The sequence below is a fragment of the Paenibacillus sp. FSL K6-1230 genome, from assembly GCF_038002385.1.
Lineage (GTDB): Bacteria > Bacillota > Bacilli > Paenibacillales > Paenibacillaceae > Paenibacillus > Paenibacillus massiliensis.
Genome location: NZ_JBBOCK010000001.1, coordinates 1,396,007 through 1,413,751, shown reverse-complemented (window position 1 = coordinate 1,413,751; position 17,745 = coordinate 1,396,007). Strand labels below are relative to the sequence as shown.

At 48.1% G+C, this 17,745-nt stretch carries 20 protein-coding genes; 9 read left to right on the top strand and 11 right to left on the bottom strand.

The genetic code is table 11. From position 1 onward, the window contains the following. Window positions 1-78 precede the first annotated feature (78 nt). From MKX74_RS06185 to MKX74_RS06160, 6 genes are read right to left on the bottom strand one after another with little or no spacing between them, the layout of a single operon-like run. Window positions 79-2,100 carry a peptidase U32 family protein gene (locus MKX74_RS06185; RefSeq protein ID WP_341177821.1) on the bottom strand — a complete coding sequence of 674 codons (2,022 nt, stop codon included), beginning with the start codon at window positions 2,098-2,100 and terminating at the stop codon, window positions 79-81. 56 nt (window positions 2,101-2,156) lie between these two features. Continuing rightward, on the bottom strand, window positions 2,157-2,966 hold the full coding sequence (locus tag MKX74_RS06180; protein WP_341177820.1) for an energy-coupling factor transporter transmembrane component T family protein: 810 nt from the start codon (window positions 2,964-2,966) through the stop codon (window positions 2,157-2,159). 3 nt (window positions 2,967-2,969) lie between these two features. After that, complete coding sequence (locus tag MKX74_RS06175; protein WP_341177819.1) at window positions 2,970-3,857, bottom strand: ATP-binding cassette domain-containing protein; 888 nt, start codon at window positions 3,855-3,857, stop codon at window positions 2,970-2,972. Then, on the bottom strand, window positions 3,833-4,675 hold the full coding sequence (locus MKX74_RS06170) for an energy-coupling factor transporter ATPase (protein WP_341177818.1): 843 nt from the start codon (window positions 4,673-4,675) through the stop codon (window positions 3,833-3,835). The genes MKX74_RS06175 and MKX74_RS06170 overlap by 25 nt, the downstream gene beginning before the upstream one ends. A gap of 41 nt (window positions 4,676-4,716) precedes the next feature. Then, window positions 4,717-5,271, bottom strand: a complete 555-nt coding sequence (locus MKX74_RS06165; protein ID WP_018886507.1) for a Gx transporter family protein — start codon at window positions 5,269-5,271, stop codon at window positions 4,717-4,719. After that, window positions 5,255-5,647, bottom strand: a complete 393-nt coding sequence (locus MKX74_RS06160; protein WP_018886508.1) for a NusG domain II-containing protein — start codon at window positions 5,645-5,647, stop codon at window positions 5,255-5,257. The genes MKX74_RS06165 and MKX74_RS06160 overlap by 17 nt, the downstream gene beginning before the upstream one ends. A gap of 233 nt (window positions 5,648-5,880) precedes the next feature. Between MKX74_RS06160 and MKX74_RS06155 the strand changes: the two genes are divergently transcribed. Then, a complete protein-coding gene (locus MKX74_RS06155) occupies window positions 5,881-6,927 on the top strand; it encodes an FAD:protein FMN transferase (protein ID WP_341177817.1) in 1,047 nt (348 codons plus the stop codon). An 89-nt stretch (window positions 6,928-7,016) separates the two neighbouring features. Here the strand turns inward: MKX74_RS06155 and MKX74_RS06150 are convergent, their stop codons facing one another. Next, window positions 7,017-7,919, bottom strand: coding sequence for a GNAT family N-acetyltransferase (locus tag MKX74_RS06150; protein WP_445667303.1), 903 nt, complete (start codon window positions 7,917-7,919; stop codon window positions 7,017-7,019). A gap of 424 nt (window positions 7,920-8,343) precedes the next feature. On the opposite strand from MKX74_RS06150, the gene MKX74_RS06145 reads away from it, so the two are divergent. The 3 genes from MKX74_RS06145 to MKX74_RS06135 all read left to right on the top strand — a co-directional run bounded on the left by MKX74_RS06145 (window position 8,344) and on the right by MKX74_RS06135 (window position 10,314). Next, window positions 8,344-8,925 carry a DUF4256 domain-containing protein gene (locus tag MKX74_RS06145; RefSeq protein ID WP_341177815.1) on the top strand — a complete coding sequence of 194 codons (582 nt, stop codon included), beginning with the start codon at window positions 8,344-8,346 and terminating at the stop codon, window positions 8,923-8,925. Window positions 8,926-9,371: 446 nt separating this feature from the next. Then, on the top strand, window positions 9,372-9,821 hold the full coding sequence (locus MKX74_RS06140; protein WP_341177814.1) for a GNAT family N-acetyltransferase: 450 nt from the start codon (window positions 9,372-9,374) through the stop codon (window positions 9,819-9,821). A gap of 55 nt (window positions 9,822-9,876) precedes the next feature. Beyond that, entirely contained in the window at window positions 9,877-10,314 is a 438-nt protein-coding gene (locus MKX74_RS06135; RefSeq protein WP_018886514.1) for a DUF6097 family protein, read from the top strand. Window positions 10,315-10,453: 139 nt separating this feature from the next. Here MKX74_RS06135 and MKX74_RS06130 read toward each other — a convergent pair whose 3' ends face one another. Both MKX74_RS06130 and MKX74_RS06125 read right to left on the bottom strand, forming a co-directional pair. Beyond that, entirely contained in the window at window positions 10,454-11,008 is a 555-nt protein-coding gene (locus tag MKX74_RS06130; RefSeq protein ID WP_341177813.1) for a GNAT family N-acetyltransferase, read from the bottom strand. After that, window positions 10,947-11,921, bottom strand: coding sequence for an AraC family transcriptional regulator (locus MKX74_RS06125; RefSeq protein WP_341177812.1), 975 nt, complete (start codon window positions 11,919-11,921; stop codon window positions 10,947-10,949). Before MKX74_RS06125 ends, MKX74_RS06130 begins: the two co-directional genes overlap by 62 nt. 400 nt (window positions 11,922-12,321) lie before the next feature. On the opposite strand from MKX74_RS06125, the gene MKX74_RS06120 reads away from it, so the two are divergent. The 3 genes from MKX74_RS06120 (at window position 12,322) to MKX74_RS06110 (ending at window position 13,963) form a co-directional block, all read left to right on the top strand. Next, window positions 12,322-13,023 (top strand): SAM-dependent methyltransferase, encoded by a 702-nt coding sequence (locus MKX74_RS06120; protein WP_341177811.1) that lies wholly within the window; start codon window positions 12,322-12,324, stop codon window positions 13,021-13,023. 204 nt (window positions 13,024-13,227) lie between these two features. Then, entirely contained in the window at window positions 13,228-13,725 is a 498-nt protein-coding gene (locus MKX74_RS06115) for a DinB family protein (RefSeq protein WP_341177810.1), read from the top strand. Between the two features lie 49 nt (window positions 13,726-13,774). After that, window positions 13,775-13,963 carry a hypothetical protein gene (locus tag MKX74_RS06110; RefSeq protein WP_341177809.1) on the top strand — a complete coding sequence of 63 codons (189 nt, stop codon included), beginning with the start codon at window positions 13,775-13,777 and terminating at the stop codon, window positions 13,961-13,963. A gap of 92 nt (window positions 13,964-14,055) precedes the next feature. Here the strand turns inward: MKX74_RS06110 and MKX74_RS06105 are convergent, their stop codons facing one another. Then, the gene (locus MKX74_RS06105; RefSeq protein WP_341177808.1) at window positions 14,056-14,607 is read right to left on the bottom strand and encodes a GNAT family N-acetyltransferase; all 552 of its coding nucleotides are present in this window, start codon (window positions 14,605-14,607) and stop codon (window positions 14,056-14,058) included. 12 nt (window positions 14,608-14,619) lie between these two features. Further along, window positions 14,620-15,159 (bottom strand): GrpB family protein, encoded by a 540-nt coding sequence (locus MKX74_RS06100; RefSeq protein ID WP_341177807.1) that lies wholly within the window; start codon window positions 15,157-15,159, stop codon window positions 14,620-14,622. Between the two features lie 182 nt (window positions 15,160-15,341). Between MKX74_RS06100 and MKX74_RS06095 the strand changes: the two genes are divergently transcribed. Together MKX74_RS06095 and MKX74_RS06090 are read left to right on the top strand one after the other, a co-directional pair. Next, entirely contained in the window at window positions 15,342-15,671 is a 330-nt protein-coding gene (locus tag MKX74_RS06095; RefSeq protein WP_018886523.1) for an ArsR/SmtB family transcription factor, read from the top strand. Between the two features lie 177 nt (window positions 15,672-15,848). Further along, window positions 15,849-17,642, top strand: a complete 1,794-nt coding sequence (locus MKX74_RS06090; protein WP_341177806.1) for a SulP family inorganic anion transporter — start codon at window positions 15,849-15,851, stop codon at window positions 17,640-17,642. The last annotated feature ends 103 nt before the right edge of the window (window positions 17,643-17,745 follow it).

The following is a 17,745-nucleotide window of genomic DNA, read 5'->3' as shown; positions in this document are numbered from 1 at the left end:
CGCCTCTCTTCTGTTCAATCGCTATTTCACTTATACTAACGGCCGGACACTGTTATAGCGCCCGGCCCCTGCATTGGCTTACCTCTGTACTGCCGGCTCGCTTTCTTTGGTCACTGCAGCTTCATTTTGCATGGTGCTTAAGGTCGTATTCGCTACAGCAGCCCCTCCGTCAAACTGAAGTGCGCCCAGCGTATACCCGGCATAGATTGGGTTCAGGGATGCGAGTAGCTCTTCCGCACGCTCCGGCTCATCCAAAGCGGTCTTGTACGCTGTGACAATCGCTGCCAGCTGCTCCGGGTGATAAGTCGTACCTTCGATCCGGAATACGGCCAGACCTGCTTTCTTTAACTCGGGAACGAGCGGCAGAAGACAGAGTTCCTTGGCCAGGGTCAAGTGATTGCGTCCATGCACATCACGGTACACGGGACTCTCTCCCTTATCCGTTTTGAGCACCAGAACCGAATTGGCGACATAGGTATTATCCTCTTCGCCCATCGGCTCAAGCACCTCCGTATTTTCATACAGATCATGCTCCATATACATTAATGCTGGTGATCCGTGAACAATCGCCTCAAGCGGTACCGGCGTCTCCGCCAGCAGCGCCCGGAAATCAATCGCAGGTAGCTCCATAGAAGCAGTGAGACGTGTCACCCCCATCTTGCTATAGAAGCCAGCAGATAGCTTGTTATATACGTTCAAGTTGAAGTCTCCGATTAATGGATAGCCTTTACTGGAAAATTTACGAACAGCCCCAAGGTTGGTCACCATGACGCCATCAATCGGCAACCGTTCACCCGAGAGCAATCCGTCATAGATGTCGAACTGTAGCTCTGTCATCATCCGCGGCAGGCAGACATATAGCTTCGCCTCGCCCTTTATGGCTGCAAGCTGTCTAATCTCTTCCTTCGTAAACGCATGGTCGGGTTCGTATACATCTCCTGATAGGTAGATATGGTCCACACCCGCTGCAAGCGCCGCCTCGGCCTGTGTGACATTATTCACATGAACAGAAATCTCTGGGCGCTCAGCAGTCACTTTCTGCGTCCCTGTATATGCAGACCACATGCTGCGAAGCTCGTTCAGCCTCTTCTCTCCAAGCTCCCGCTCCTCGGTCGGTGTGCTGAATACTTTGCCTGTACTATAGAACTTGCCTGTTCCTTCATAGCGCTCATTGATGTTGGACAATCCAGGACGTCCAAAAGCATATGCCGTTGAGAAGTCGCGTTTCCGATTGTCATACAGCACATCACGATCCTTGGCACGTTCAAATCCGACCGGATCCGCAATATAGCGGTCAATAGCATCTCCATAGGCGTTAACCAGCATAAGCACGAACGCTGTGTCCCGCATTCGGCCCTCGATCTTGAAGGATGTAATTCCACCATGGATCAGCTCTGGAATGTGCTCATACATATACATATCTTTAACGGCCAGCGGATATTCGGAAGGATAGATGAAGCCGTCCTTTTTAACTCGATAATCCCAACGACATGGCTTCAGACATTTGCCCCGGTTACTGCTCATGCCGAATACCATCGAGCTAAAGTAGCAATTCGCACCGTGAACGGAGCACATATCGCCGTGAATAAAGTATTCCAGCTCCATTCCCGTCTGTGCCTGTAGATAACGCGTAGATGCCAGATCCATCTCTCGCGAGGTAACTACGCGGGTGACCCCCAGCTCCTTCAAGGCCTCCACCATCTCGATATTATGAACATTCATCATGACCGAGGAATGAACCGGTATCGACAGACCCAATTCACGAATCAGCTCCAGAATAGCAAAATCCTGAACGATGATCGCATCTGGACCGGCATGCTCCAAAAAGCGCAAGTAATCTGCTGCTTCCTCCAGTTCCCCTTCATTCAGCAAATTATTAACCGTAACATAGACCTTCTTGCCGAGGGAATGTGCGATTTGTACCGCCTCGATAATTTGCTCAAACGTAAAATTGTACCCTTTGCGCATCATGCGCATATTCAGACTCGGACCCCCAAAATACACCGCATCACAGCCCGCTACGATAACCTCCTTGAAAATCTCAAACGTTCCCGCCGGTGCAAGCAATTCGACTTCTTTTCCATTAAAAAAGCGCGCCACAGCGTTTCCCCTCCTTCTAGTTGTCTCGAATAATATGTGTTATTTATCTTTATAGCTTAAACCCCTAGCATCCATTGGAGTCCAAGCACGACTCCAATCAAGCCTACGAAAGATAGCACGAACCCTGTAGCCCGTGTGCACCAGACCAGCTTGTGGTACTCCGAACGCGGTTCTCCGATGATGAAGCCCCGAGCCTCCATGGAGAACACAAGCTCTTCCGCACGGCGAAAGGCACTGACGGTCACGGGTACGAGCAGTGAAACCAACAGCTTACCCTTTTCCTTCCAAGCGAGCTCCTTCAGGTCTGCGCCGCGAGCCGCCTGGGCCTTGAGTATTTTGTGGGTCTCATCCAGAATGGTCGGAATGAATCGCAGCGCAATGCTCATCATCAGCGTTAGCCGCTCTGCGGAGATGCCGATTTTTTTCAATGGAGAGAGCACCCCGCCAAGACCTTGATTCAGGACCCCGGGTGTCGTTGTAAATGTCAACATCGCCGTAAAGGATACCAGTAAGGCCATTCTGCATGCGGAGATCACTCCGCGCGCCAGTCCACCAGCATAGAGCGTAATATGGCCTACCTCAAGCAGGAGCCTTCCTTCCTGGGCGGTCAGACTCTGCACGACAAAAATAAAAACCATCAACACCCACAAAGGCTTGGCGGCTTTGGCGTAATATTTGATTGGAATCAGGGTCATCTTCATATACGTTAGAGAAAATACCGTCGCAAGCAAGAGCGGAATCCATGAATTCACCAGCATCATTGCCACCAGGTACAGCACCATCCCGGTCAATTTCGCCCGCGGGTCGATCAGGTGAATCCAGGAGCCGGTATTGATGCTCCGTCCGAACAGGAGCTTGTTTTGCATAATCTAACCGACTCCTTTTCTCTTGATGTCACGCTGCTCCAGCAAGTCATGAATTCTTACAGCTACCTTTTCCGCTGTCAAGCAAGGCTCTTCGTGCTCCAATCCCAACTGCTTGGCAAGACGGTTCCATACCTTGATGCAAGCAGGCACAGCAAGATTGCACTCTAGCTCAAGCCTGCCCGCTTCACGCACAAGCTCCGCCGGGCCACCTTGAAATACCTTCGTTCCCTGATGCATCACAATCCAGGTATCGGCATAAGGAAGCATTTCCTCAATTCGATGGGTAACGACGATAATCGTCTTGCCTTCTTCCCCCTGCATCTTCCCGAGCAGACCAGCTAGCTCGGCCCGGCTCTCGGGATCGAGCGTTGCCGTCGGCTCATCCAGCACGATGACATCTGGGTCCATCGCCAGCACAGAGGCAATCGCTACCTTCCGCATTTGTCCACCACTTAAGTGGAATGGATTCCGGGGCAGGAAGGAGGCATCAAGTCCGACCAGCTCCAAGGCGCGAATCGCACCCTTTCGTGCAGCTTCACGGTCCATACCGAAATTGAGCGGGCCGAACATGAGATCCTTTTCTACCGTATCCTCGAACAGCTGCTGCTCGGGGAATTGAAATACGAGTCCTACCCTGCGCCTCAGCTCCTGCAGTGGAGGCTGCTTGCTTCCTGCCTTCAGCATGAAGTCCAGTACACGCACCTTGCCCCCAGTGGGCTTCAATATCCCGTTAAAATGCTGGAGCAATGTCGATTTACCCGAACCAGATGCACCAGCAATCCCCGCAAAGGCTCCATTCTCAAGCTGGAGACTTACATCGTGCAGGGCGGAATGGCTCCACATGCTGCGGGCATCATATGCATAGCTTACTTCTTCGAAAACAATTGCCATATCTGATCCGCCATCTCCCTGCTCTGCTGCTTCCCGTTCGGCATCGTAATTCCGAGCTTGTAAAGTTCTGCCTCCAGCCGGATGGAGTAAGGGGCAATGAGACGGCAAGTCTGCAACAGTTCGCTGTCATGAAACAGCTCCCCTGGTGTCAAATCTGCTGCAATCCCACCGCTGCTCAGTACGATGGCACGGTCTGAAGCCATAATCTCCTCCGCATCATGCGTAATCGAGATCATGGTGTATCGGCCTCCTGCCTTCATCTCTCGTAATATATCCAACAATTCTCCTCGCGCCTTCTCATCCAGCATGGAGGATGCCTCGTCAAAAATGACGATCTCCGGTTCAAGCGCCAATATTGAAGCTACTGCGACCCGCTGCTTCTGTCCACCGGACAGCTCGGACGGATGCTTGGTCAGCAAATGGCCAATCTCCAGCTTCTCTGCATAGCTGCGGACCCGCTCCTTCATTTCCTCGCGTGGAAGATGACGGTTCTCTAGCCCAAAGGCAATGTCCTCCTCCACAGTGGAGCCGATGAACTGATTATCCGGGTTCTGAAATACCATTCCGATCCGGGGACGCAGCTTTCCAATGGTTCCGCTGGACAGCAGGATTCCATCCACCTCAATCGTCCCCTCATTCATCGTTAGCAGACCGCCGAGCAGCTTGGCCAGCGTCGACTTGCCGCAGCCGTTCGGGCCCACCAGTGAGACCCAGCTTCCCGGGAGGATGCTGAATGACAGATCGCTCAGCACCGGCTTCTCTGGTGAATACGCGAATGATACATGCTGTACGTTATAAGCGGGTTGCCGCTCTGCCATTCTTCTCCCCTCCTTGCTCTCCTATCAACCTCTTCATTTCTTCAAGCTGGCTTCGTCAAAAAACCTTCAAACAGAGAGAGCTTCGACAAAGATGGGATCAAGTAGCGCACCGCGATCCCTACCGCAATGCCGGTCAATATGCCGGCGATCAGCAGCAGTGGTAAATACGACATGACTTTGGTTGTCTTCAGATAGAGCGACGCAGCCCCGAGCTGTCCGATATTATGAGAGATCCCGCCGACAATACTGACGCTGATCATGCTGAAATGCTCACGTCCCAGGCTGAGTAGCCCCCACATAGCCAGGAAGCTCAGCAAGGCTCCGCTAATACTGAACAGAAAGGTGGAGAACGTTCCTAAAATGAATGAGCTAAGCACGGTTTTAAGAATAACAACCATAAATGCGTCCCTGCCTCTTAGAAAATATAGACAGGTCAAGATCATAATGTTAGCCAGTCCGAGCTTGGCACCGGGAATGCTCACATTCACTGGAATCAGGCTCTCGATTAAGCTAAGAACAACGGCGACCGCCGAGAATATAGCGATGATCACCGTCCTTTTTAAAGAGAGATGAGCTTGCTCATGTAACGATGGCATCAACATCGCCTCCTTCATCTGGCACACCTTGAACTTCTACGATCAATTTATAAGGCAGACAGACGATCGTCCCGCCGTTGCGCGTGATGAAGCCGAAGGTAAGGCATATCTGGTCAGGACAGTCCGCATCAATCATTTCAATTCCGTAATCATGAACCTTGAGCAGGTTATATCCATGGTCGGTCTTTATCTCAATCTCCTGTTCTTCCTCTGTCAGCTCTACTGTGCGGAACAGTTTGCCGTCAATCGTAATTTTTGCGATACGTTTCTCATTGTGATTAATTTCACTATCACTGCCGTCGAGCCATCTAGGCACTAGAAATGCACCTGCTATAACAACGACAAGAACGATCAGTAGGATGTCTCCGCGCTTCATAGCATACTCCTTATTTTTTTAATTACATAAATTATAGATGAATTTATTATACCTGCTAGCTTCTGAACCATCGTGTGACAAATGTATCTTTCATTTAACTTTTCACAAAATCATCACTTAGAAAGAGTTCATAAATATTAAAACCCTGTGAGAATTGACACATTTCATGTGGATTCTTTTCTGCTAAACTCAAGGTCCACATGATCGAGAAAAGAGGATGCACATTGAAGTACATGAATAAATTCACCGTCCTGCTGCTCACGATGTCCTTGCTCACAGCCCTTCTAAGCGGTTGCACAGGCAATACGAATTCCAGCGGACAAACTGTCACTCCTGTTAGCGAGACCTTCTTCATTTTTGATACCGTCGTCACGATCAAGATTTACGATAATCGGGCAACTACAAAAAACTTTCAAGAGCTGGAAGCTCTGATGAAAGATATCGACTCTAAAATCAATCGTTCGAATGAGAATAGTGAAATTTATGCAGTAAATGCGAATGCAGGCATTGCCCCGGTTCAGGTATCGCAGGAAACCTTTGACCTGGTGAAAATTGCCGTGGACTATGCCCAGCAAACAGATGGCCTGCTCGACCCTTCCATCGGGCCGCTCGTCAGTCTCTGGAATATCGGTCACGAAGGTGCCCACGTCCCCCCGGCAGCCGACATTGAAGCAGCACAGAAGCTGGTCGACTACCATAAGATTGAGCTAAATGAAGACTCCCTTGAGATTTATCTTCAAGACAAAGGGATGGATATTGACCTCGGCTCGTATGGCAAAGGCTTTGCGGCTGACCTGATCTATGATTATTTACAAGCCCAAGGCTTCGAGAGCGCCATTATCGACCTCGGCGGTAACGTCTTTGCGATGGGTAACAAGCCAGGTGGTCGCGAATGGAACGTCGGTATTCAGCACCCGGATCAGAAACGCGGCATTGATATCGGGACGTTAAAGGTGACAGACAAGAGTATGGTTACTGCCGGGATTTACGAGCGCTTTTTCGTAGAGAACGGAAAGACCTATATGCACATTCTCGATCCTCGCACCGGTTATCCGGTGGACAATAATATCAGTAGCGTCACCATTATTGCCGGTACCTCCACAGCAGCCGATACGATGGATACCTCATTGCTCATTATGGGTATCGAAGACGGACTCAAGTTTGCCGAGGACAACAACACCGAGGCACTGTTCATTACCAAGGACAAGAAGCTGTATGCGACTCCTGGCTTTAAGGAAATGCTGAACAAAACGAACGACGAGTACACTTTCGCTAATTAAGGAAATGCCAGCCTGCTCATAAAGAATAGTTGAGCGAAAACAAAACTAGAAAAGAGGGGCATAGCGCCCCTCTTTCTCTTTTTCTTAGCTTAATTCAGCTTTGTAAAATACCTAATCTCTTCTGATTCCTTACAGAATCCAACTGATTCGTATAGAGATAAGGCAGATCTATTTGTAGTTAATACCATAAGGTTCGCATATTCTAGCTGATTGGCTTTGAGATAGCTCAGGGCTTGTGTAAGCAAATACTTGGCAAAGCCGCGCTTTCTCCATGGTTCGCGGACAAAAACATCCTCTATTACACCGTGGTCTGCCTCTTGCCATGCCATGAGTCCGCCAACAATAGCGTCTGATTGACGTATGACCATGGATGTCCATAGTTTGTTATTCTTGTATTCAGACAACCTATTCAGTCCCAGTGGAGTATCAGGCCAGATTTCAGCTTCTACATCGAGGTAATCTCTTTCCTCACCAGATGATTCCATCTTCCAGTATGAAAATTGAAATTCCTCTTGGAGCCTTAACTCAGGAATCGGTTCATTCAAGTCTCGATTCATACGAAACAGACTATTCAGTGGAAGATATCCTTTTTGGACAAAAAACTGAATATTAGCTGTTTCGGTGGAATCGTTACCAACACAAAGCATTGTTCCATATTCTTCAGGTAATGTTTCCTTTAATTGTTCTGCTCTTATGAGAAGATATCGATAGACGTTGTCGAGTAAAGTAATGTCATTTTCTCTTTCGGTAATCGTCTTAAGATTGATGTATATGGAGTGATTGTTCTCTCTTGATCGACCGGGAGGTACAATATTCATAATGCTAACCTGCCCCTTGGCGACCATTTTCCCATGTTCAAATGCGCAATACACGTTGCTCCAATTATCTTCGTCCCCTACCCACCAAAACACTGCATTTTCTTTTGCTGTTACGGATCGGTACAACTCACCAAGTAAAGGCATGTCTTCTTGTTGGAAATTACGTATAATCATTTCTGCTGATCCTTGACTCAAATTAATACCCCTCTCAAGTAGAAGGGGTTTCGCAGTTTAGAGGGCTAGCTATGCGAGTTCCCCTTAATAAATTTGCCCTTTACTAGCATTTGTCTACTCACAATAAACGCCTCCCTTAACTGTTATTACCATCGACACTAACATACCTTGAGCGTTGTATCAAACATAATTTACAACTATAATTATTTTCTTCAATACGTATGTAATACGGTTCAAAAGCAGTTACAATATATAGCGTAAGAAATGACATGAACACATTTTTTAACAGGTACAAAAAGTTGGACAAAACATTCCCACCTTCATTTAAATCCGTGTGTGTTGGTAAAAATAGTAAAGAGTAGTTAACGAATGAACCATCCATAGGACTAGCCTTCCTACATCTCAATTCAAAGGAGAGACCAACATGTCCAAGAACAGTGAAATCAACAATAAGAAGGAATTGTCGCCGGAACAACGTAATGAACTACTCGTAACATTGAAAGCTCGTTTTGAGAAAAACATGTCCCTCCATTCCGACATCGAATGGGCTAACGTGGAGACAAAGCTCGAAGCTCATCCTCAGAAGCTGTGGTCACTCCATGAGATGGAGCGGACGGGTGGGGAACCGGACGTTGCGATGCATGATCATGAGACAGGCGAGTACATTTTTTACGATAGTGTCGTGGAAAGTCCTAAAGGGCGTAGAAGTGTCTGTTATGACCGTGAAGCATTGGAATCCCGAAAGCAGCACAAGCCGGAAAATAGCGTCATGGATATGGTGAGCGAGATGGGGATAGAGCTCCTGACAGAGGAGCAGTACCGCGAGCTGCAGAAGCTTAAACCATTCGATCTTAAAACGTCCAGCTGGGTGAAAACACCTGATCCGATTAGAAAGCTCGGCGGAGCGATCTTCTGTGATCGCCGCTATGATACAATCTTTGTCTACCACAATGGAGCAGATTCCTATTATGGGGCCAGAGGCTTCCGTGGCCTGTTAAGAGTCTAGAGTCGACATTAACCATTCCACTACGACAAGACATCATTAGGATGAACGATGGCAGGAGTGAATATGATGCTTCATGAGCTACACTTTTTAACATGTCCGTGGGAACATCTAACTGAAAGCACAGCTATAACCCTTCAACAGGAGCTACAAAAAGAATTAAGTCCATCACATCAACTGTTCGGTACAAAGTCTGTCGCTCTCGCGCATCGTATAGACAATGATGATGTACTATTCTGGATTGAGGGTCTCAATACGTACGCTATTGTTCACCTAACATGGGCTCGTGCTAGCAGGGATGAAGGTCGTTCATTACAAGCATATGTAACGAAATAACTTGAGGAGGGTGAGCTAATGAAACCTTATATGAAATGGAGCTATACCGTGAAAATCGTGAAGCAAGCCATGAGAGGAGTGTGAGCATACAAATAAAAAAGGAGAGGTAATGCATGTACAGTAAAAAAGCAAATTCCAGTGATTATGAGATGATACTCCAGCTATGGGAAAGATCCGTTACGGCCACTCACGATTTTTTACAGCCAGATGATCTGAAGGAGATTCGCAAAGAAATCCCTGCCTATCTACCTCTATTGGATGTTCAGCTGTGGTACGTAGACGATCATTTGGTTGGCTTCTCCTCTGTCCATGAGCAACATCTGGAGATGCTGTTTCTGGATTCTGATGCGCTTGGCATGGGGTATGGAACTCAGATTATACAGCGGCTGATTCATGGCGGCGTAACATCCGTTGATGTCAATAAGGACAACCCGCGGGCAACAAGCTTCTACTTGAAGCATGGCTTCAGAATCATTAGTGAGTCACCAACAGATAGTGCAGGCCGCGCTTATCCCATATTGCATTTATCACGGTTCGTTTCAGATATTACTGCTATACTGTAACAGTTTGAGCAAATTGGGCTACAGACTATTTTATTTTGCAAGGAGGTACCTTGGATTGAATTATGGAAGGGCACTTCATAATGTGCTGGAATTCAGCCATCAGTTGGATGTGCTGCACAAGCATATGACAGAAAGCAATTTACCGGTGCGTAAAAGCGATTCTTTCGATAGGCAATGCTTTTTATTGGAACAACACCTTGGAGAGGATGTCTATCAAACTACGTACAAAAAAATGAAAAAGGTCAATCTTCTATCAGGGATCACAGCTCTTCCGGTGCTGCTCGTGATTGCAGTGGCCTACATCTACAGCCGTTGGATCGACAAGGAGCTGAACATGTTCGGATTCTTCATAGATCATCCTGTGTTCTATCTCGTACCTGCTGTGCTGATCGTCGTAACTCTGATACTCGCTGTGTACCATTCTATTTTGCGTAAAAAGCTATATTACCGGATCTATCCGGAGTTGAAGAGTAAGCTCCACATTCAGGAGTAGACCACTCCGTTCAACGTTTATCTTTTATCAGCTACAGGCACTTGCACTTATTACATTATGATCGGTAAATTGGATCAGTAAGAACGTTAGAGAGGAGCGACGGCTCCTCTCTTTCTTCATACAGCTCCATGACTCCATATCATTGACTATGGTGTAGCATTGATGATTCCGTTATGCCCTCTCGATGCAATTGTAAATAAACCAAGCCATCTCTAAGCTCCTCAGCTCTGTCAAAACCCAATTTCCCTAATAGATGTATGGATCGTACGTTCTCTGGCTCTACAGTCGCATCTATCGTCGCTAATTCCATACCAGTAAATCCAAAGAGAGTAACCTCTCTCATGGCTTCAAGCATATAGCCTTTTCCCCAGTAGCGCTTGGACAGGTCAAACCCGACCTCGGCGGTCCATTCGCCCTCTGTCTTTCTTAGATCATGATATCCGCATGTACCGATCAAGCGATGATCGCTCTTATCGAATAGTCCCCAGCGACAGCCTGCATCCTCCATATGATAGCTGATGATGTCCTTCGCTTCATCCAGATTTTTGCAGGGCTCAATATCCATGAATCTTGTTACTGCCTCATCCGAAAAATGCCCAAAGACCTCCTCCACATCCTGTAATGTCAAGATTCTAAGCTGTAGTCTCGTTGTCTCCAACAATGGATACTCCGCTACTCCCTTGCCCAATATCATCGCTACTCTCCTCCATTGTCTTCACGGGCCTCAGCACAGCATAGCCATAGCCCTCAGGGTAATGTCGCTGGTAATCATACAGGGTCCCCTCATTCCATTCGAACCCCAGTTCCGTGGGATCAAAATTCCACGCCTTGTGCTCCACCATCTTCATGACCTGCCCATTGGTTCGTAAGTAATCAAAAGGCGGGTGGAAGAACACCAGGTAATCGGACTCTGGAATATCACGGCATTCCATACCGGTGGGAATCTCTCCATCATAGTCAGCAGCTACCATGATCCCATATAGATATCCCCTCTGACCATCCTGGTAGAACCATCCTGCCGTCTGCCCCAGCTGCCCAGGAAGGCTAAGATGAGACATACTATCTAGCGTTCCGCTGATCTCATCGCAATTGTGTCCATTTCTCCAGAAATCTCCGTAATTTTTGGATGCGATATCCCAGGTTCCTATAAATTTATGCGCCGGGATCCGTTCGATTTTGACCTCTACAGCCTTCACTTCAACTTCACTCATTACAATCCTCTCCCTCAGATGATAGTGATAAGGAGAGAACACCTCCGCACGAATGGCTAACGGAATAGGACGCGGGGCTCTACGATAGGCAGCCGGAGTCATGTGAAAGGCTTTGACAAATGCTCTCGTAAAAGCCTCCTGCGATGAAAATTGATACTTCACAGCGATATCAAGAATTCGCGCATTCGAGTCACGCAGCTCTAATGCTGCGCGGCTAATACGCCGCATCCATATATAATTTCTTAGCGTCATGCCTGTCAGAGCATGGAACTTCTTCGTACAATAATAAGGCGAATAGCCCAAGTCCTCGGACATGTTCAGCAATGTCGGCGTCGAAGCCAGATTATCCTCGATCCAGCTGATCATCAGCTGAACCATCTCGTTCCATTCATACATGGAGTTCCCCTCCTTTCGACACCATCATAGCAATCTGAGAATGAGCTTATTTGACCTGAGTTGCAGAAGCAGAGCATTGGGCGCGCGTTGAGCCAGGATAAGCATCTATTAGATAACGAGATTAGACAAGAGCCAGGTTTGACACAAGGCTACTGCCAACATACAATGAGCATAACAATGATTTAAGGAGGTGTTTGTTTGTCGGTTCTCCGCTAAGGAACGATGTCTATCACAGGTTGACGGCTGCTCGCCGTTATGATTCGTTGTGCCATTGACATGCCTTACGGACACCGCCGAACGGACACCTGTCCGGACTCTGCCAAGCAGACGCGGTTATTATACCGTGTCTGCTTTTTTTTCTGTGAGGCATGATCTCATTTGAAAAGGAAGCTGAAGCCACTTGAGTAACTTATCCAATCCTGATTTTGTTCGATCACTGCTTATGGGCCCCAACTGTCTAACTCTGCTGGAGGAGATGCTCCCTCACCTTGATTTACCCGCTGCTAAGCGTATCCTTGATCTTGGCTGTGGCAACGGCCTGACCTCTATGTATCTGGCAGAGCGCTATCCTGCAAACATATTTGCCATGGACCTCTGGATCTCCGCCACAGAGAATGACCATCGCTTCCGTCAGGCACAGCTTGACAGGCAGATCATTCCTATACATGCCGACGCTCATCATCCTCCGTTTGCAGATGGATATTTCGATATGATTATCAGTGTAGATGCCTATCATTATTTTGGCCGTGATGAGCGTTATATGGATGACGTTTTGTCCCGACTTGTCACACAGAACGGACTAATCGCCCTAACTCTGCCCGGCTTGAAACAAGAGCTTGATGGCGAACTGCCTCCAGAGATGGCGGTCACCTGGACTCTCGATGATCTGGACACATGGCATAGCTGTGCATGGTGGAGTAAGCTGTTGTCCTCCTCCAAGACAGTAGATATCGTCTCCATTCGGGAGATGAACGGTTTTGCTGAGTGCTGGGCCGACTGGCTGGCCTCTGATAATCCGTATGCTCAAGCAGATCGCCGTGCAATGGAAGCCGGGGCCGGTAAATATATGAATTTTATCTTCATTCTTCTGAAGCGCCTGTAAGCGATCAAGATAATACTCTATAACACGATAGCCGAATTATATGATTCCTTTCCTTACGACAGGGTCCTATAACTCGGCTGTTGCTGTTAATTCCCTTACTTCAATTTATGTAAATTAATTTGTATACTACTTATTGTTGTGAATTAGATATTCGTCATTTTATAACTGCATTCAAGTAAGGCAAGAGAGAAAGGATGATTCCGCATGTCGGATGCAAATCAATTATTTGGGCAAGCCCTCATCAAATCACTCATTGGAGAACGTGGGCATCTTCCGATTGCCCGTGCTTTGACTGATATCAGCGCTGAACTGGCTGGACGAGTACACGAAGGTATGCCCTACAGCATCTATCAGTTGGTAAAGCACATGGATTACTGGCAACAATTCATGCTGGCTCATCTGGAGGGTCGCAAGCCGCACATGCCGGCAAGTGTCATGGAGAGCTGGCCAGAGGAGACAGCTCCTCAGGATGAGGAGAGCTGGCAGGCAGATATTCAGGCCTTCCTGTCCGGGGTCGATCGAGCCGTGGCGATTGCTGGACAAGCCCAACTGGACGAGTCTCTTCCCTATTTTCCCGGAGAGACCAAGGCCGGATTGTTGCGTAACATCGCATCGCATAACTCCTATCATCTTGGTGAGATTGTGCTATTACGTCGCTTCTATGGCGCTTGGCCACCACCTGGGGGCGGTTACCCCGCTTAAGCCTGAGTTGATCGTGAACATGAAGCCCATCGGGACCTGAGGTGAAGGAATGAGCAAGCATGAGATTGTACTGACCAAGCAAGGCAAGACCTTTAAGGATTATCGGCATTTAGCGATTACTGAGGCCACCGAAGTGTGCATTCTGAATATCATCAAAGGTCGACTATACGCGGGCCGCAAGACGATGAACCCTGTCTACGAGCCATATCCTACGAAGCAGGAAGTCGTGGCGAGATGACTCCGATGACTTGTAAAAAGAGGGCAATTGTGCCCTCTTTTCGCGTTCATTTGCCTACACCCCTTATGCTGGATGACTTAAGCCTGATTAATTTATGCCTCTCCTCTAGCTTCATAATCCGCTCGGGTCATGCCGTAATAGACCACATCCTCGAATTGATCCCACTTGAGAATGTGCTGCTTGAACTCCCCTTCAAATGTCATGCCCACTTTCCTCATCACATTGGCGGAAGCCGGATTTTTGGTCATCGCCGCTGCACACAGCTTATTTAAATCCAGCTCCCGAAATCCGAACTGAACCAATCTTCTAGCCGCTTCAGTAGCATATCCCTGTCCCCAAAATGGTCTTCCCAACCAATAACCCAGCTCGCCTCTTCGATGTGACGGGGCTATATTGATGCTCATACAGCCTATGAGCTGCTCATCTTCTGTGCGGATTACAGCAAAAGGATACCCATGCCCATCATCTGCTCCATCTATACAGGCTCTAATCCAACGTTCGGCACCTCCCTCGGGGTAGGGATAGGGGATGGACAAGGTCGTTCGCGCTACCTCTATACTCCCGACAAATTCCTGTACCTTGCTGGCATCTGCCAATTCAAATGGTCTCAACGTTAATCGTTCCGTGTTCAATGTTGGCTGCAATGGAATCCCTCCTTAGCGTCTGGTATCAAGGTACTCCCCCTCATTCTCCTTACTAGCCTGCTGAAGGATATCTGCAATGAACGAATGCTTACCCTCGGTGTAAGCTACCCGATCCTGAGGAAATTTCGCAGCGAGCTCCTCCTTCAATTGCTGATATTGCTCTCTTACCTCCGGATGCTCTCTTAAATAATTTCTGAATAAAAGTTGATTTGTCCACGCTTCACTGCCGTAAAGGTAGATATGCAGATGATGCGTTCCCGCTCTCCATGCTCCTTTTCGGAAAAACCTTCGCTCAGGGAACTCCGCATGAATCACATGCTCGTATCCCAAGCTAGCCAATGGCCCTATAAAGGCTTCAACGATCTCCAGTTCCTGCACGCCAGCCATGAAATCGATCACTGGCTTGGCAGTAAGTCCTGGTACAGCTGTACTACCGATATGCTCGATAGAGATAACCTGATTGCCCAAAAGTTCGAGTATTTTCCTTCGTTCAATGTCGTATTCGGCAGCCCAGTTGGCATTGTAGGCTTCAAGTATTACCACCTCTTTCATAGGCCCCCCCTTATAATTAGAATTAAGAACGTGACACGCGATTATCTGGAATTGTTACCCAATATTATAACGAGAATCAGACCCTATGGATATGCTGTATCCTACACTGCAGTGTGCTTCTTCTCACATATCTATGCTATGATATTCATATCTTCAAATGTCTGAATAAAGGAGCGTAGAGCATGAATCAGAGCATCCAACAGTTTAAGGCGGATTTCTTCAAGGCATTGGCCCATCCGATGAGAATCCGTATTCTGGAGCTGTTAAGCGATGGCGACAAGACTGTCAATGAGCTGCAAAGCATTCTTGGCTCGGAAGGCTCCGCCGTATCCCAGCAGCTGGCTGTGCTGCGCAGCAAAAATGTCGTTCAAGGGTCGAAGGACGGCACCTCCGTCATTTACTCTCTGCGTGACCCACGGATCAAGGATCTGCTGGTGGTCGCCAAGCAAATTTTTGACAATCATCTCGTGGACGCCATCTCCCTACTGGAAGATATCCGCAAAGAAACCTAAACACGAAGAACAAGGAGCGCCGTGGAGCAAGACGCAGGAACTTCTTGTTTTTTTGTGATTTCGTGATTCTTTACACCGTTTGGACCGATTTTTCGTGTTTGACAAGAGTAGAGGTCGGGAGTACATTCTTAATATATTCAAATATTCAAATATATAAAGAAAAGAAGGTCACAACAGATGAAATGGACGGGGAGATTTGAAGGATATCATGCATCCGCTTTTCGAAAGGATCTGTTGTCGGGACTGATTGTCGGTATTATCGCCATTCCGCTGGGAATGGCGTTTGCCATTGCTTCAGGCGTTCAGCCAGCATATGGGCTCTATACGACGATTATTGCCGGCATACTCATATCCTTGCTGGGAGGCTCCAAATTCCAGATTGGAGGACCAACAGGTGCATTCATTCCAATCCTCTTCGCTATAGTGATGCAATATGGCTACGAGAACCTGCTGATTGCCGGACTTATGGCAGGTGTCATGCTAGTAATCATGGGGGCGCTCCGGCTGGGAGCCTTGATTAAATTCATTCCGCGCCCTGTCACGCTAGGATTCACAGCCGGGATTGCGGTTACGATCTTCTCGGGGCAAATTGCTAACTTCCTGGGACTCCGCGATATCGAAAAGCATGAAGATTTCATCTCCAATATGAAGGAGATCGGAATTCACATAACGACGCTAAATGTGTACAGCCTTCTTACCGCCGGAATCTGTCTGGCCGTGATCCTGGTCCTGCCTAGATTGGCACCAAAAGTACCTGCATCTCTGCTTGGACTGATTCTCTCTACGCTGGTTGCTGCTTTCTTGTTCAAGGGACAGGTCGCTACGATCGGCTCTGCCTTCGGTGCTATTCCCAGTACGCTGCCGAAGTTCAGTCTTCCAGACCTAACGTGGGAGCGAATCATTACTTTAATCCAACCTGCTTTTGTCATTGCAATGCTTGGCGGCATTGAATCCTTGTTATCTGCTGTAGTAGCCGATGGGATGACGGGGACAAGACATAACAGCAATCGGGAGCTTATCGGGCAGGGCATTGCCAATATCGTGACACCTTTATTTGGCGGCATTCCTGCGACGGGTGCCATCGCTCGGACAGCGACTAATATTAAATCCGGTGCCGTCTCGCCTATATCCGGTGTTGTGCATGGCATCGTCGTACTGCTCGTGCTCGTTGTCTTCGCACCGTACGCTTCGCATGTTCCGCTTGCCAGTATGGCTCCAATCCTGATGGTGGTCGCCTGGAATATGAGTGAACGCAAAGCCTTCGCACATGTACTGAAGACGCGCACCAGTGATTCGATTGTGCTGGTGATTACCTTTTTGCTTACTGTATTTACAAGCTTGACCACAGCTGTCGAGGTCGGATTGGTGCTCGCTGCCCTGCTATTCGTCAAACGCATGAGCGATATTATGAAGGTGGCCAAGGTACTGCCCGATCCAAGTCACAAGCATGAGAAGGTCATGCCACATATGGTGCACGAAGGACACGATTGCCCGCAGGTTAGCATGTATACCATTGAGGGACCGTTATTTTTTGGTGCTGCTGATCTGTTTGAGAAATCCATCACGGATACCCTTCATCAGCGTCCCGGGATTTTGCTGTTGCGGATGGGAAAGGTTCCGTTCATGGATACGACGGGGGAATCCAACCTGGCTAGTATCGTGAAGCATTTTCAGAGTCATGGTGGAAAGATACTGCTCGCTGGTGTTCAGACACAGCCATTAGAGGTGCTGCAGCGCACAGGCTTATATACTCGAATCGGGCAAGAGCATTTCTTCGCCCATACAGGAGAAGCGATAGACTACGCCATGCTGCACCTCAATTCCAAGCAATGCATCGGCTGCAAGCATCTTGCCTTCCGTGAATGTGCGACTCTGTCTCAGGCAGGCTTGCAGCCAGACATGAACCAACGTCCAGTGGCTGGTCAGACATCCACAGGGGTACAGCAGCCTGCATTCGCTACACCGAAGTGAATGTAATGCTGCCATCCATAGCAACACCTCTTTATAACAATCCCCCGTTGTTTCGGACTTGTGGCCAGCAACGGAGGATTGTTATAGATGTATCAAGTGGAAG